This is a genomic window from Pseudorhizobium marinum (genome assembly GCF_000705355.1).
Taxonomy (GTDB): Bacteria; Pseudomonadota; Alphaproteobacteria; order Rhizobiales; family Rhizobiaceae; genus Neorhizobium; species Neorhizobium pelagicum.
This window is the reverse complement of the sequence record NZ_JMQK01000005.1, coordinates 31,264-46,110: the sequence shown is the minus strand read 5'-3', so window position 1 is coordinate 46,110 and position 14,847 is coordinate 31,264. Positions and strand designations below refer to the sequence as shown.

The following is a 14,847-nucleotide window of genomic DNA, read 5'->3' as shown; positions in this document are numbered from 1 at the left end:
CTGCTCCCTATTCTGCCGGCTGCAGCGCCGCCGCGGGTGTGGCACCCGGGACGTTCTCGCGCCGCTCATAGCCGAGGATTGTCATTGTCACGTTGTAGGCCATGATCAGCGCCCCCAGGAGGAACATCCCGCCGCCCACGGCGCGCAGCACGTAGTAGGGGAACATCGCCGCGACCGATTCCGCGAAGGAATAGACGAGGAAGCCCTGATCGTCGTACTCGCGCCACATCAGGCCCTGCTGCACGCCGGCCACCCACATCACGGCCGCGTAGACGACGATGCCGAGCGTTGCGAGCCAGAAGTGCCAGTTGACGAGTTGCAGGCTGTAGAGACGGTTGCGGTTCCAGAGCTTCGGGACGAGGAAGTAGATGGCACCGAAGGTGATCATGCCGTTCCAGCCGAGTGCGCCGGAGTGCACATGGCCGATCGTCCAGTCCGTATAGTGGCTGAGCGAATTGACCGCCTTCACCGACATCATCGGGCCTTCGAAGGTCGCCATGCCGTAGAAGGCGACGGCAATGACCATCATGCGGACGATGGGATCGGTACGGATCTTGTCCCAGGCACCCGACAGCGTCATCAGGCCGTTGATCATGCCGCCCCAGGAGGGCATCCAGAGCATGATCGAGAAGACCATGCCGAGCGTCTGCGCCCAGTCCGGCAGCGCCGTGTAGTGCAGGTGGTGAGGACCGGCCCAGATGTACATGAAGATCAGGGCCCAGAAGTGGATGATCGACAGCCGGTAGGAATAGACCGGGCGGTTCACCTGCTTCGGAATGAAGTAGTACATCATGCCGAGGAAGCCGGCGGTCAGGAAGAAGCCCACCGCGTTGTGGCCGTACCACCACTGGGTCAGCGCATCCTGGACACCCGAGAAGGCCGAATAGCTCTTGACCCCCAGGAAGGAGACCGGAATGGCGAGGTTGTTGACCACGTGCAGCATGGCGATGGTCACGATGAAGGCGAGATAGAACCAGTTGGCCACATAGATGTGCGGCTCCTTGCGCCTCAGGATCGTGCCGAGGAAGACGACGAGATAGGCGACCCACACCAGGGTCAGCCAGATGTCGACATACCATTCAGGCTCCGCATATTCCCGGCTCTGGGTGATCCCCAGGAGATAGCCGGTGGCTGCCATCAGGATGAACAGCTGATAGCCCCAGAACACGAACCAGCCGAGGTTGCCGCCGAAGAGCCGTGCCCGCGAGGTCCGCTGCACCACGTAGAATGACGTGGCGATCAGCGCATTGCCGCCGAACGCGAAGATGACCGCCGAAGTGTGCAGCGGGCGCGTGCGGCCGAAGTTGAGGTAGGGCTCGATGTTGAGATCGGGGAACGCCAGCTGCAGAGCGACGACGACCCCCACGAGGAACCCCACCACCCCCCAGAAGACGGTGGCGATGACGCCGTATTTGACGACCTCATCGAAGTATTCCGATTGCCGGAGCGCTTTTTGAGCGGGACTGGCAGGAGCGAAGTTCGCCCGCCGCACCAGCAGGACGGCACCGGCAAAGAGCGCGAAGAACAGCACCCACATATGGGCGGCAAACTGGCTGTCCTGCGCGAACGCGACGCCAAGCAGCGCAAGGAAGGCGCCCACCGCCAGCGCCACAGTTTCGATGGTATAGTTCATGTTGGACATCCCCCAACGGCCTGATTGCAATTCACGTCCGCTCGGAAACGAGGCGAATCCCTCGTGGGAGCATCCCGCGATGGGGGGAGGATTGGCACCCTGGCGGCTACCCGGCCTTGATTTGGATCAAGGCGAGCGTCCATCTCATCGCCGATTCTGCAGGCAAGGGACGAGGTGGGGCAATGCTTTGGGAGATGCCGCATGAAACAGGCACGCAACGGTCATCGATCGGAGATATGCGAAGGAGCGATAGCAGACGCAGAGATGCTTGCCTGGCTGCAGGACGCTCAGGTCGAACAGCTGGCACTCTGCGATGAATTGGAGGAGATCGCCGATTCGCTGCCGGCAAACGTCAACCGGCAAAAGTGCATCTATGCCGCCAAGGCACTCGCGCCGATGATCCGGAGCCTTCACCACTACGAGGAGACCATCCTCTTCCCGAGGATCAAGCAACGGCCCAGCGGATCCGCCGACGATGAAACGCTGTCGCGGCTGAGGTACGAGCATCTGGAGGACGAAGGTTATGCCGAGGAACTCACGGAGGCTCTTTTGAAGCTCGGCTCCGGCGAAACTGTCAACATGGAGGCCGTCGGCTACATGCTGCGCGGCTTCTTCGAAGGCATGCGCCGGCATATCGCCTTCGAGCGGCTGCACCTGCTGACGTATTTTCCGGGCCGAACTGCAGAGGCCTGACGGATCAGTTCGACGGGCGTGGACGACGGCGGTCCGGCATCTCCTGGATCACCACCAGAGCGCCGACCTGGGTCGATGTATTGGAGAAGCAGGGCGACATTCTGCAGCGAACGACCACCGTCCCCTCCTCCCGCTGTTCCGCATAGGTGAGCGAAAGGCTTTCGCCGAGCAGGCAGCGGTCGATCGGCTCCCGCAAATCCCGCTGGAAGTGGTAAACCCCCACGAGATCCGCGAAATGGCGCCCGAGAAGCTTTTCCTTGGTCTGCCCGAACCTGAGCGCATTGGTTTCGTTGGAATAGAAAATCCGGTATCCTGGAGCCACCACCATGATGCGCTCCGGAATACGGTCAAAGAGCACCGTATCGAGAACTGCGTTGGGGTTGCTTTCGAAGACGGCAATGCTGCCGGTCTCGCCGGCCGCCCTCACTGTTGCCGCACGACCCAGCTGCGGGGCGAGGTATCGTTCAACCAGAGTCTGCAGAAGGTGTCCGTTGCGATGCACGCATCCGCTATCATCTGCTTCCTCCTTCAGGAGGTCCAGAGCAAACTGGAACTGTGCCTGGATGCTCGCTTGATCAGCACCCTCATGCTGGAAGATCGCCTCGAGAAGTGGATCGAGTTGTCGGTCCAACAAAAGCACTTTGGCGGGGTCGTCTTTGTCCACGGCGGACTGCAGGTCGCGGTACTTTGACCAGAAGAGATCGATCAGTGCTTCCATTCGACTTCCCAAGGCCCGCAGAGAACCTCTTCCCTCGCAGTCTCGTGCCCTTCATCTTGTGAGTTCAATCAATAGCGACAATGTGTCAGATTAACCTTGCGCGAGCGTTGTTCAAGATGCGGCTCGAAGTAAACATGGCTAAATGTTCAACTGTTTCTTGATCTCCCAACGGTCGTGATACCAGAGCCACTGTTCAGGGTTTTGACGGACCCAGCTCTCGACCTTGTCGTTCAACATCTGCGCGGTAGCCTGAACATCAACGTGTCCCTTGGCATCACGCGGAACGTCGATCATCGGCTCAATCTCGAGACGATAGCGATTGTCGGGAAGCCGCACGCAGCGGGCGGGATACACGTCCGCATCGAACTGTCGCACGAGCTTGGCGAGCAAGGGATTGGTGCGGACGGGGCGACCGAAGAAGGTGGTCGTAAGACCCTTCTTGAACTTCTGGTCGACGAGCACCCCGACGCCGCCGCCGGCTTCGAGCCGGCGCGCCAGAGCGAACGACGATCCCGCATGCGACGGCACGAGCTTGCCCATGCGCGTGCTCCGGAAATCGAAGACTTTCTCGGCGATATAGGGATTGTTGGGCGGTCGGAACAGAACCATCACGTCGAGGCCGAAGCTCTTGCCCGCAACGGGCAGAAGCTCGAAGTTTCCGGAATGAGCCGTGAAGACGATGAAGGGCCGCGGATTGTCGCGCAGGGCGAGGAAAATTTCGGTACCCGAGACCTCCACGCGCCCCGGCTCCGCCTGCTCGGGATCAAAGTCGAACAGCCGGTCGAGGAAGACGTATTCGGCGGCGAGCCGGCCCATGTGGCCCCAGCTCCTGACCGCAATATCTTCGATCTCGGCATCGGTCTTGTCGGGATAGGCATTGCGCAGGTTGGTCAGCATCAGCCGGTGGCGGCCAAGCTTCGGCCCGAGCCAGCGGCCAGCCCGGTCTGCGAAATTCATCGCAGGATCGGCCGGAAACAGCTTGAGGAGGTTGAGAACGCCGAAAGCCGCCTGCGCCACCAGCCACTGCTGGAAGCGCCGGAGAGCCAGCACGATCCTCGTCAGGAACATCTTCAAGGCGTCAATCCATGCGCAGGACGATCTTGCCGAACACCTGCCGCGTTTCCATCCGCTCCAGGGCCCGGTCGATATCGTCGAACGTCACTTCCGTGTCGATGACGGGATGGACCACACCGCGGGCCATCTTCTGCATCGCATCGGCCATGTTCTCCATACGGCAGCCGAAGGAGCCGAAAAGCTTCAGCTGCTGCTGGAAGAGCATCATCAGGTTCATGCTGGTGGAGACGCCGGAGGTCGAGCCGCAGGTGACGAGACGCCCTCCCCGCTTCATGCAGAGCATCGACCCCGCCCAGGTATCGGCACCGACATGCTCGAAGACCACGTCGACGCCCTTCTTCTTCGTCAGCTTGCGCACGACACCTTCGAAGCGATCGCTGCGGTAGTTGATGACGTGATCTGCACCGAGAGCCTTGGCGCGTTCGATCTTGTCGTCGGAGCCGACCGTGGTGATCACGGTGCAGCCGGTCTTCTTGGCAAGCTGGATGGCAGCCGAGCCGATGCCCGAGCCGCCCGCGTGCACGAGGATCGTCTCACCCGGTTCGAGCTTGGCATTGTCGAACAGCATGTGCTCGACCGTTCCGAAGGTGACCGGCGCGAGTGCTGCCGCGACAGCATCGACACCCGGAGGAGCCGGGACCAGCAGGCGGGCGGGCAGATTGACCTTCTCCTGCGCGAAGCCGTCCAGGTGGAAGCCATGTACGCCGGAGACGTTTTCGCAGAGGTTGTCGCGCTTTTCGCGGCAGGGCTTGCAGAGACCGCAGGTGCGCGCACCGTAGATCGCCACCAGCTGACCCGGAAGAACGCTTGAGACACCGGGGCCGATCGCCTCGACGACGCCGGAGGCTTCCGCGCCGATCGTCAGCGGCATCTTGCGCTTGGCAAAGGCCATGCCGCGCCAGCCCCAGACGTCGATGTGGTTGAGCGCCACGGCCTTGACCCTCAGCGTCACCTCTCCGGGACCGGGAGCATCCGGTTCGGGAATGTCGACCGTTTCAAGCTTGCGGTCGTCGATCAGCTGGAGAGCGCGCATATGGATTTCCTTCGCCCGGAGGACGTTCAATCGGCCAAAATTCTGTGTTGGCTGTCTCTAGGCTGGTTCCAGCGCCATGACAAGGCTGGCATTCTGCCCGCCGAAGCCGAAGGAGTTGGACAGCACCGCCTGGACCTGCTGGTCCCGCTTCTCGTACGGAACCACGTCGAGGACGATCGTCGGGTCCGGATTGACGTAGTTGATGGTCGGCGGCACCGTGCCCGTCAGCATCGTCTGGATCGAGAAGACCGCTTCGACCGCACCGGCGGCCGTCAGCGTATGGCCGATCATCGACTTGTTCGACGAGACGGGAATGTCCTTCAGACGGTCACCGAAGACGGCGAGCATCGCGCCATATTCCATCTTGTCGTTTTCCGGCGTCGAGGTGCCATGCGCGTTGATATAGCCGATGCCGGTTTCGGCCATGCCGGCATCTTCGAGCGCCGCCCGAATCGTGGCGATGGCAGGACCGCCATCCGGCGAGGAGCGCGTGCGGTGGAAGTGATCGGCCTTCTCGCCGCAGCCCTTCACGATCCCCAGGACCTTCGCCCCGCGGGCAATGGCCGCTTCCAGCGATTCCAGCACCAGGGTTGCGGCACCCTCGGCGATGACGAAACCGTCGCGATCCTTGCTGAAAGGCTTGGACGCCTTTTCCGGCGGATCATTCTGGGTCGAGAGCGCCGAAAGAAGCGAGAAACGGATCAGCGCCTCGGCGCTGACCGAGCCATCTGTCGCGACCACGAGGGAGCGGTCGGTGCGGCCCTGGCGGATGGCCTCGACGCCGAGCTGGATGGCCGTCGCGCCGGAGGCACAGGCCGTCGACAGCGTCACGGGCAACCCGCGCGTACCGAATTTGTCCGACAGCCGCTCCGAAATCGAACCGAACTGGACAGCCTCGAGGAAGGCCGGATCTGGACGGTCGCGCATTGCGGCGAGGAAGCGGTCGTAGGCATCGCCTTCGACCTGCGACGGTGGTGCGCGGTCAGCAAGCGCAAAGCGGGCCGACCATTCCGGCTCCACCGGCGGCGCCGCAAGAAAAAGCGGGCCCGCGAAGTCGCCGGAGAGACCGGCCTGGGCCAGTGCTTCGGCCGTGGTCTCGCGGGCAAAGGCATAGGAACGCTCGACCGCATTGTCGGCGGGAACGTCGATGAAGTCGACCGTCCCGCTGATGCGGGTCGACAAGCCTTCCGTCGGGAAACGGCTGATCCTGTGGATGCCGGACGTGCCCGACGTCAGAGCTGCCCAATTGTCTTGGAGACCCTGCCCGAGAGACGTGATCACCCCCATGCCGGTGACGGCGATGATCGGCCGCCCGAGATGATCCTTGAAACGGTTGTCGCTCATGTGTGTCTCCTCACGCGCCGGCCGAGAGGACCGCCAGGCCCTCGCCGCGCGTATAGCCGACCGTCGTCACCACAGCCTGTCGGGCGGGCGCCGGCATCGGCTGCTCCATGCTGGAATCGAAGGACGGCACCCGCAAATTGCCGTCGAGGGCGAGCGCGGCAAGCGCCAGCCCGAGCGGGAACTGTGCCTCCATGCCATGGCCGGTCATGCCGCCATAGCCGCGAAGCGTCGCGCCGGCAAAGCGTTCCGCCAGCACCTGGCGCTCGCGTAGCGAGGTCTCGACCATGCCGCTTGCCCCTGAAAATAGAAGGGTTTCCGACGGGTCTGCGTCCATGGCCAGCCCCGAGAGCCGGGAAAGGCGCTGCTCGAGCCTATTGTCGTCGCGGTTGCCGCGATCGCCTTCGACCGCATCGATCGTCGCATAGATGTGGGCGCCCCGTGCCACGGCATGAGCCCGCGACTCCAGAACCAGGAAGGCACCGACCGACCCCATGATCATGCCGCCGCCGTTATCGGAGGACCGCTGCCAGAGCGGGTGCCAGTCGCCCGTGGCATGGGCACCGATCCCTTCGACAAGCAGAAGAATGTCGGCGCGCTCCGCCACGAAGGCGCCGCCGACCAGAGAATGGCTGGACTGACCCGACTTGATGCGGTGGAACGCGGTTTCAACCGCCGAGATGCCGGCGGCCTCCTCGCCCATGAAGGTTCGCGATGAGCCGGTCACCTTGTGGACGATCGAGATATTGCCGGCAAGCAGGTTGGACAGCTGCGCCAGAAACAGCGTCGGACGCAGCTCCGTCGTCAGCTTCTCGTTGAGCAGCGTCTCGCGGTCATTGCGCTTCAGCGCCTCGTCGACGATCAGCGAATCGACCTTGATGTCGCGCTCGCCGCCGCCGGCGGCCACGATCATGTCCATCGAGGCACAGGCCTCGGCATCCGTCTTCAGTCCGGCATCATCGAGCGCGAGACCGGCGGCGAACACGCCGAGGCGCTGCCAGTTCTCCATCTGGCGCTGATCGCCACGCTTTGGGATCTGCTGCGACCAGTCGATCTCCGGCATCGGATGGACCGGATAGGGCTTGAAACGTTCGGTCTCCACCCGAGGAGGCTCGGCCTCGGCGGACGACAACAGCGCCACGTGCGGCTCCTTGCCGACGCCGTAGCAGGTGACGATCCCGACCCCGGTGATCACGACATCATTGTCAGACTTGCTCATTCTGTCCTCATTGCCTGGCGTTCACGCGCCAGCTTGAAGCGCGTCCATGAGCCCGACTTCTTCTGCACGCTTGCGCACGATATCGGCAAGCGGCACTTCACTGAACGGCATGGTGCGAAGCTTCAACTGGGCGTCGCAGACCTTCTTGCCGTCGGCGGTGATCTTCGCCTTGGTGACGGCATAGCCGGACCCCTCATGCTCCAGAAATGCCTCGATGTCGAGTACGGCATCAGGGCCGACGAAGCTGCGCATCTTGGCGCCGTCGACGGACATCAGGAACGGCATGGCGGCGAAATTCGTCGCCGCCAGCACCAGGAAGCCCGAAGCCTGCGCCATGGTCTCGATCAGCAGGACGCCCGGAACGAGCGGCATGCCGGGAAAATGGCCCTCGAACACGGGGCTCTTCGCCGGGACGACCGACCGTGCCCGCAACACCTTGCCGGGGACGTCCACGCCCTCCACCCGGTCGATCATCTGGAAGTATTCAAGCAGCATTCATGCGTGGGGAACGGCGTCTCAGCCCTTCGCCGCCCTCAGCTCGTCGATCTTGGCGCAGAGGTTCTTGAGGACGAAATACTCCTCCGTCGAGACCTTGCCGTCGTTGACTTCCTGCGTCCACTGCTCGAGCGGAATCTTGATGCCGAATTCCTTGTCGATCGCGAAGACGATGTCGAGGAAGTCGAGGCTGTCGATGCCGAGGTCGTCGATCGTGTGGCTCTCCGGCGTGATCGTCTCGCGGTCGATCTCGCTGGTTTCCGCGATAATGTCGGCAACTTTGTCGAATGTAGCAGTCACGCCAATGTCCTCTGAAATAATCAATTCAGCGTCCCACATAGGGAATACGTCGGCAAATGCCAATCCCCGTGTTCCCGCGCCGACCAATTGCGCGCCAACTGTTGCTCAAACAGCAATCGAATGCCGCCCGACGCCGGTATCGAGGTAGCGGTCGAAGACGGCAGCGACGCTGCGGGCAAACGGCTTGCCGGCCTCCGTCAGATGGAAGCCGTCGCCATCCGCAAGACATATGCCGTCGAGGTTGTGGCGGGCATAATGCCCCGCTTCGGCAACGACTGCCTCCGCGATGTCGCCAAACCGCTCCCGCAGCGACCGGAAGTCGAAGCCGAAGTCGCACATGATGCGCTCGATGACATAGGCCCTGAGTCGATCGTCGTCGGACAGCTCTATGCCGCGGACTGCCGCAAGGCCTCCGGCCTCCACCGCCCGCTGGTATTCGCCGGTCGCCGGCATGTTCTGGACATATCCCTGCGGCAGCTGGCCGATCGAGGAGGCCCCCATGCCGATCAGCGCATCGGCGGCATCATCCGTATAGCCCTGGAAATTGCGGCGCAGCGTGCCGGTCCGGGCGGCGACGGCAAGCGCATCGGCCGGCTTGGCGAAATGGTCGATACCGATGGCTTCATATCCTTCCGCGATCAGCATCTCCGAGGCCCGCGCCATCTGCGCAAAGCGCTGCCGCACATCCGGCAGAGCCGCATCCGGGATCATCGTCTGGTGCTTCTTCATCCACGGTACATGGGCATAGCCGAACAGCGCGATGCGGTCCGGGTCCAGCGAGATGATGTCCGAGACGGTCCGCTCCAGGGAGGCGAGCGTCTGATGCGGAAGCCCGTACAGCACGTCGCAATTGACCGATTGCACGCCGCGCGCCCGCACCGCCTCGACCACCGAGCGGGTCTGCTCGAAGGTCTGGATGCGGTTGATCGCCTTCTGCACCGTCGGGTCGAAATCCTGAACCCCGAGACTCGCCCGGGAAAGACCGATCGCGGCAAGCGCGTCGTAGCGTGCCTCGTCGAGATCGTTGGGATCCATCTCGACGCTGATCTCGGCGTCCGACGCGATCGTGAAGGCCTGGCGCAGACAGTCCATCAGCCCGATCATGTCCTCGGGCTTCAACATCGTCGGCGAACCGCCGCCCCAATGGATGGCGGTCACCCGTGCCGCCTTCGGCACCCGGGCGGCCACCGCGGCGATTTCCGCCTTCAGCGCCACAAGATAGGTGGTGATCGGGTCGTAGCGCAGCGTCTGCTTGGTATGGCAGGCGCAGAACCAGCAGAGGCGGTCGCAGTAGGGAATATGGAGATAGAGCGAGATCGTCGCATCGTCCCGCAACTCGCCGAGCCACCGCGCATAGATGTCGCAGTTTACCTGAGGGCCAAAATGCGGTGCAGTCGGGTAACTGGTGTAACGCGGTGCAGCGCCGGTGTATTTCAGGAGCAATTTCTCGTTCATCACAGACCTCTTTTGTCCGCCGATGGCTAGCAGGACAGATTTCCGCAACCTTGATGCAGATCAATTCGCATCCGGGCGAATTGACGATGATCAACATCATCTCGCAGCCGCGCATACGGAATGACACTATGGACACCCTGAGCAGTCGAATACAAAATGGAGATGTTCCGGCCGTCTGCCGCTCCTGTGAAGCCCGCCATGGCGGGGTCTGCTCGGCACTCACACCGGCCCAATTGGTGGAACTCAGCAAACACTCGTCGCGCCGCACGATCGACGCCGGCACCGAGTTCATCGGCCAGGGCGAGAGTATTTCGTCCTACAGCAACATCCTCAAGGGCGTCGTCAAGCTTTCCAAGGTGATGGCAGACGGGCGCCAGCAGATCGTCGGATTGCAGTTTGCGCCGGATTTCATGGGGCGGCCCTTTCTCGGCGAAAGCCGGATGGCGGCAGAAGCTGCAATCGACACCGAAATCTGCGTCTTTCCCCGCCGTGCCATCGAACGGCTGATCGCGGAAACGCCCGGGCTGGAGCATCTGCTGCACAGCCAGGCCCTCAAGGAGCTCGACGAGGCGCGCGACTGGATGCTGACGCTCGGCCGCAAGACGGCACAGGAGAAGGTCGCGAGCTTCCTGGCGCTGATCGCCAGCCACAGCGACCCGGAGGCCGAGGAAAAGAGCATGTTCGAGCTCCCCTTGTCGCGCGCAGACATCGCCGACTTTCTGGGGCTGACGATCGAGACCGTCAGCCGTCAGATGACCAAGCTGCGCAAGGAAGGCATCATCCAGATCGAGAACAACCGCCATGTGACGGTGCCGGATCTCGGCCGGCTGGTCGCCGCGGCCGGCAACGATTGACGGCGCGGCTCCTCAGCCCGCCCTGCCCTCGACGATTGCTGCACGAATGATGTCCAGCACACGCTCCGATTCCACATCGATGCAGACCATCTGGCTCGGATGCCCGTCCCAATGTCCGGCCGGGAACACGCGGCCATCCGGCTTCTGGATCGTCTGTCCGTCGGCAATCCCGCCGCAGACAACGCGGATCGGACCGCTGCGGGTGGTGAACAGATCCGGCGCCACCAGGTAGACGCAGGCGCAAGCGTCATGGACAACCATGCCGTCACCGACCCGATGCCGGTAGAAATCGATGTAGAACTGCGAGAGGTCGGAGAGGAGCTGCACCGATGCACCGCCAGCAGCAGCCATTTCGGCCAGGAAGCCGCTGGTCATCACCGTCTTCAGCGTCACGTCGAGCCCGACGACGGTGACCCGCCACGGCGCGGTGAACACCAGGTCGGCAGCCTCCGGGTCGCCGTGAATATTGGCCTCGGCCGCCGGGCTGACATTGCCGTTCAGATCGAAGGCGCCGCCCATAACGACGACTTCCTTCACAAGTGCTGCAAAATCCGGATCCGCCTTCAGCGCCAGCGCCAGATTGGTCATGCGACCGACGGCCACCAGCGTTACCTCGCCCGGCTGCGCCCGCACGGTGTCGATGATGAATTGCCAGGCCGGGCGGTCGTCGACAGTCCTGCCGATGACGGGGGGAATGTCGACATCGCCAAGACCATTCTCGCCATGAATGAAGGTCGGCCAATGCCCCTCGGGACGCGAGGGGTCGAAGGTCACCCCGGCTCCCTGTGCCACGGGAGCCGAAATTCCCCATGCCTGCGCCAGGAAGAGCGCGTTGCGGGTGGTCAGGTCGATCGGCGCATTGCCGAAGACGGTGGTGATCCCGATGAGATCGATCTGCGGATGCCGGTGCAGGAAGAGAAGTGCCATGGCATCATCGATGCCGGGATCTGTGTCGAAGATGACCTTGTGCATGCTCACGCTCTGGTGTTTTGAACTGCCGTGTTTGGTGCCGGCACCTTATCGCCGATTTGCGGCCGGGCAAGTCCGCAGCCAAGGGTAATTCGCCGGTTGCAAGCGTCGCCGTTCGGTGGCAGAGAGCGGCTCTCGTCCTGCCCCCGCATCCCCATCGCCCGGTTCCTCCCTTGCACGATCTTGCCTTCCACCTTCTGGTGCTGCTCTTTGCAGCCGCCTGTATTGCCGGTTTCGTCGATTCCATTGCGGGCGGCGGTGGCCTGATCACCATCCCGGTGATGCTGATTGTCGGCATTCCGCCGCTTGAAGCGATTGCCACCAACAAGCTGCAGGGCCAGTTCGGCGTCGCGTCCGCCACTCTTGCCTATGCAAGAAAGGGCCATGTCGACCTCAGGAAGCAGTTGCCGATGGCGCTGATGGCAACCTTGGGCGGCATCCTCGGCGCGTTTCTCGCCTCCGTCGTTCCGGCGGCAGCGCTTGCCGCGGCCATCCCCTTCCTCCTGATCGGCATCGCACTGTTCTTCGCGCTGAAGCCGAACCTCAGCGATCTCGACAGTCACCAGCGCGTGACACCCTTCGTCTTCGGACTCACGATCGTGCCGCTCGTCGGTCTCTACGACGGCGTCTTCGGCCCTGGCGCCGGCTCCTTCTACATGCTGGCCTTCGTGCTTCTCGGCGGCTTCGGACTGTTGAAGGCGACCGCCCACACGAAGCTTCTCAATCTCGGCTCCAATTTCGGATCCTTCCTCGTCTTCGCCGTCACCGGATCGATTCTCTGGAAGGTCGGACTGGTTATGGGGGCGGGTCAGGTGCTGGGTGCACAGCTGGGTTCGCGCGTGGCCATGCGCGGCGGCGCCAGGATCATCAAGCCGCTGCTGGTGGTGTCCTGCCTCGCGCTGGCCCTGAAGCTGATGTCGGACCCGGCGCATCCGGTCCGGATCTGGCTGGGATTCTAGTCGTCTCTCAAGGGGAGCGGACGCTACCCCTTCATCTTCAACGGCAGCCCGGCGGCGACGAAATAGACCTCATCGGCAACGGCGGCGATCCGCTGGTGCAGCCGCCCGGCATGGTCGCGGAATTCGCGCGCCATCCTGTTGTCGGGGACAATCCCGAGGCCGACCTCGTTGGAGACCAGAACGATCTGCCCCGGCCAGCCGGACAAACGCTCGACGAGGAGACCGCCGGCAGCATCGACATCGGCCTCGGCCATCATCAGGTTCGTCACCCAAAGCGTCAGGCAATCGACGAGCACCACCCGTTCGGCCGCCGCCAGAGCCTGGAGATGGGTGGTCAGGTCGACGGGAATTTCATGGGTGCTCCATCCATCGCCGCGGTCGGCGCGGTGGCGGGCGATCCGCTCCTTCATCTCCGAATCATAAGCCTGCCCGGTCGCCACATAATGCCGCTGAAGGCCGCTTTCGCGCGCCAGCCGTTCGGCAAAGGCGGATTTTCCTGATCGGGCACCGCCAAGGACAAGCGTGACGCGACGGGCGGAACTCACAGCGCACCTGCGCGGTGGATCGGGGACTGGGTGGGAAAAGAGGAAAACGCGACAGCGCAAATCCTGAAAGCACGGACGATTCGTAGATGCATGAGGCGTCCGCCTTGGTTCATCAGTTCGCGCTGCCGCTGCACAAAAGTGGGGGCACTGGCGGGGCGAGTCAAGCCGGGACCGGCTCGATCGCCGGATTCCCTGCCGCCTTGCGAAAAAACAAGCGGCGGGTACGCAATACCTGGCCCGACGCTGCAGGCCGGAGCAACCGTCTGCAAAGCGATGATTAGCGGCACATTGTTACTGGAAAGTTGATGGCGCTCCCCCTCATCTCGCATTTCCGCCTTCTCTTGCGCGAAGATATCGCAAGCGCGTGAAGGTACGGGCAGGACGGTTGATTTCGCAACGCATTACCCTACTCTCCTGAAGACACCGAAATCGCCGACGGTCGATCAATTTACGACGTTCGGAGGAGCAGCCGGGAGATCCCTGTGCTGGTCCGTTTATGGATGTTTGTCATGCGCTATCCCCTTGCCGCAGCCGCGCTGGTTCTCGGCTTCTGCCTTCGCCCCGGGGCAGCCGAGGCCGCCTGCGGCGCAGTTTCCATCGCCAAGATGAACTGGGGATCGGCGGCCGTCGCGGCGCAGATCGACAAGATTATCCTGGAACGGGGCTTCGGCTGCACCGTGACGCTGGTTCCGGGCGATACCCTGCCCACCTTCACCTCCATGGACACCGCCGGCACTCCCGACATGGCGCCGGAATTCTGGATCAACGCGGTCCGCGGTGAACTCTCGCGGGCGACGACGGAGAACCGCCTGGTGCTCGGCGCGGAGATCCTCGCCGATGGCGCCGTCGAGGGGTGGTGGGTGCCGAAATTCATCCTCGACGCCAATCCGCAGATCCGCACGGTCGATGACGCCCTGGCTCGTCCCGATCTGTTTCCCGCCCCCGCCCAGCCCAGCCGGGGTGCCGTCCATGGATGTCCGCACGACTGGAGCTGCCAGGCCACGACCGCCAATCTCTTTCGCGCCTTCGGTGCGGGCGACAAGGGGTTCGAGCTGGTCGAGCCGGCAACCGCCGAGGAACTCGAGGCATCGATTGCAGCCGCCTTCGAAACGCAGACCGGTTGGCTCGGCTATTACTGGGCGCCCACCGCGATCCTTGGCAAATACGAGATGGCGAAGCTCTCATTCGGCGTGACGCACAGCAAGACGGAGTGGGACGCCTGCACCACCGTTGCCGGTTGCGCCAACCCGGAGCGCAACGCCTACCCGACGTCCCAGGCCTTCACGCTCGTCACGCAGGCCTTCACAGAAAAGGCCGCCGAGGCCATCGACTATGTCAACCGCCGGCAGTGGTCCAATGCCACGATCAGCAGCGTCCTCGCCTGGCAGATGGAGAACCGGGCCTCCGATCAGGAGGCCGCCGAGTTTTTCCTCGACAGCCATTCGGATATCTGGTCGCAATGGGTGGCGCCGAGCGTGGCGCAGAAGATCACGCGTCAGGGCTGACGGCTCCGCTTGTCCCTTCGGCGTCGCAAATCGCGCATCGGAGCTTCCGCCGAT

At 63.1% G+C, this 14,847-nt stretch carries 15 protein-coding genes; 4 read left to right on the top strand and 11 right to left on the bottom strand.

The genetic code is table 11. The features are described 5' to 3' along the window. Positions 1-7: 7 nt before the first annotated feature. Entirely contained in the window at positions 8-1,633 is a 1,626-nt protein-coding gene (ccoN, locus tag EO99_RS0107700) for a cytochrome-c oxidase, cbb3-type subunit I (protein WP_029618067.1), read from the bottom strand. Between the two features lie 264 nt (positions 1,634-1,897). Between ccoN and EO99_RS0107695 the strand changes: the two genes are divergently transcribed. Next, positions 1,898-2,326, top strand: a complete 429-nt coding sequence (locus tag EO99_RS0107695) for a hemerythrin domain-containing protein (RefSeq protein ID WP_037111386.1) — start codon at positions 1,898-1,900, stop codon at positions 2,324-2,326. Positions 2,327-2,330: 4 nt separating this feature from the next. On the opposite strand, the gene EO99_RS0107690 is transcribed toward EO99_RS0107695, so the two are convergent. From EO99_RS0107690 to hemN, 8 genes are all read right to left on the bottom strand, one after another. Next, positions 2,331-3,044, bottom strand: coding sequence for a PAS domain-containing protein (locus EO99_RS0107690; RefSeq protein ID WP_029618065.1), 714 nt, complete (start codon positions 3,042-3,044; stop codon positions 2,331-2,333). Positions 3,045-3,182: 138 nt separating this feature from the next. Continuing rightward, positions 3,183-4,118 (bottom strand): lipid A biosynthesis lauroyl acyltransferase, encoded by a 936-nt coding sequence (locus tag EO99_RS0107685; protein ID WP_029618064.1) that lies wholly within the window; start codon positions 4,116-4,118, stop codon positions 3,183-3,185. A gap of 4 nt (positions 4,119-4,122) precedes the next feature. Continuing rightward, entirely contained in the window at positions 4,123-5,151 is a 1,029-nt protein-coding gene (locus EO99_RS0107680; protein WP_029618063.1) for a zinc-binding dehydrogenase, read from the bottom strand. 57 nt (positions 5,152-5,208) lie between these two features. Beyond that, a complete protein-coding gene (locus EO99_RS0107675; RefSeq protein WP_029618062.1) occupies positions 5,209-6,495 on the bottom strand; it encodes a beta-ketoacyl-ACP synthase in 1,287 nt (428 codons plus the stop codon). A 10-nt stretch (positions 6,496-6,505) separates the two neighbouring features. After that, positions 6,506-7,711, bottom strand: a complete 1,206-nt coding sequence (locus tag EO99_RS0107670) for a beta-ketoacyl-ACP synthase (protein WP_029618061.1) — start codon at positions 7,709-7,711, stop codon at positions 6,506-6,508. A 21-nt stretch (positions 7,712-7,732) separates the two neighbouring features. Further along, positions 7,733-8,206 carry a 3-hydroxyacyl-ACP dehydratase FabZ family protein gene (locus EO99_RS0107665; protein WP_029618060.1) on the bottom strand — a complete coding sequence of 158 codons (474 nt, stop codon included), beginning with the start codon at positions 8,204-8,206 and terminating at the stop codon, positions 7,733-7,735. A gap of 21 nt (positions 8,207-8,227) precedes the next feature. Then, a complete protein-coding gene (locus EO99_RS0107660) occupies positions 8,228-8,506 on the bottom strand; it encodes an acyl carrier protein (RefSeq protein WP_029618059.1) in 279 nt (92 codons plus the stop codon). Between the two features lie 105 nt (positions 8,507-8,611). Beyond that, positions 8,612-9,961 (bottom strand): oxygen-independent coproporphyrinogen III oxidase, encoded by a 1,350-nt coding sequence (hemN, locus tag EO99_RS0107655; RefSeq protein ID WP_029618058.1) that lies wholly within the window; start codon positions 9,959-9,961, stop codon positions 8,612-8,614. A 128-nt stretch (positions 9,962-10,089) separates the two neighbouring features. Here hemN and EO99_RS0107650 point away from each other — a divergent pair, with 128 nt between their 5' ends. After that, the gene (locus EO99_RS0107650) at positions 10,090-10,815 is read left to right on the top strand and encodes a Crp/Fnr family transcriptional regulator (protein WP_029618057.1); all 726 of its coding nucleotides are present in this window, start codon (positions 10,090-10,092) and stop codon (positions 10,813-10,815) included. A 12-nt stretch (positions 10,816-10,827) separates the two neighbouring features. Here the strand turns inward: EO99_RS0107650 and EO99_RS0107645 are convergent, their stop codons facing one another. Further along, positions 10,828-11,787, bottom strand: a complete 960-nt coding sequence (locus EO99_RS0107645) for a nucleoside hydrolase (protein ID WP_029618056.1) — start codon at positions 11,785-11,787, stop codon at positions 10,828-10,830. Between the two features lie 170 nt (positions 11,788-11,957). On the opposite strand from EO99_RS0107645, the gene EO99_RS0107640 reads away from it, so the two are divergent. Next, on the top strand, positions 11,958-12,743 hold the full coding sequence (locus tag EO99_RS0107640; protein ID WP_029618055.1) for a TSUP family transporter: 786 nt from the start codon (positions 11,958-11,960) through the stop codon (positions 12,741-12,743). A 23-nt stretch (positions 12,744-12,766) separates the two neighbouring features. On the opposite strand, the gene cobU is transcribed toward EO99_RS0107640, so the two are convergent. Next, positions 12,767-13,288 (bottom strand): bifunctional adenosylcobinamide kinase/adenosylcobinamide-phosphate guanylyltransferase, encoded by a 522-nt coding sequence (gene cobU / locus EO99_RS0107635; RefSeq protein ID WP_029618054.1) that lies wholly within the window; start codon positions 13,286-13,288, stop codon positions 12,767-12,769. Positions 13,289-13,797: 509 nt separating this feature from the next. Here cobU and EO99_RS0107630 point away from each other — a divergent pair. Then, the gene (locus EO99_RS0107630; protein ID WP_029618053.1) at positions 13,798-14,793 is read left to right on the top strand and encodes a glycine betaine ABC transporter substrate-binding protein; all 996 of its coding nucleotides are present in this window, start codon (positions 13,798-13,800) and stop codon (positions 14,791-14,793) included. The last annotated feature ends 54 nt before the right edge of the window (positions 14,794-14,847 follow it).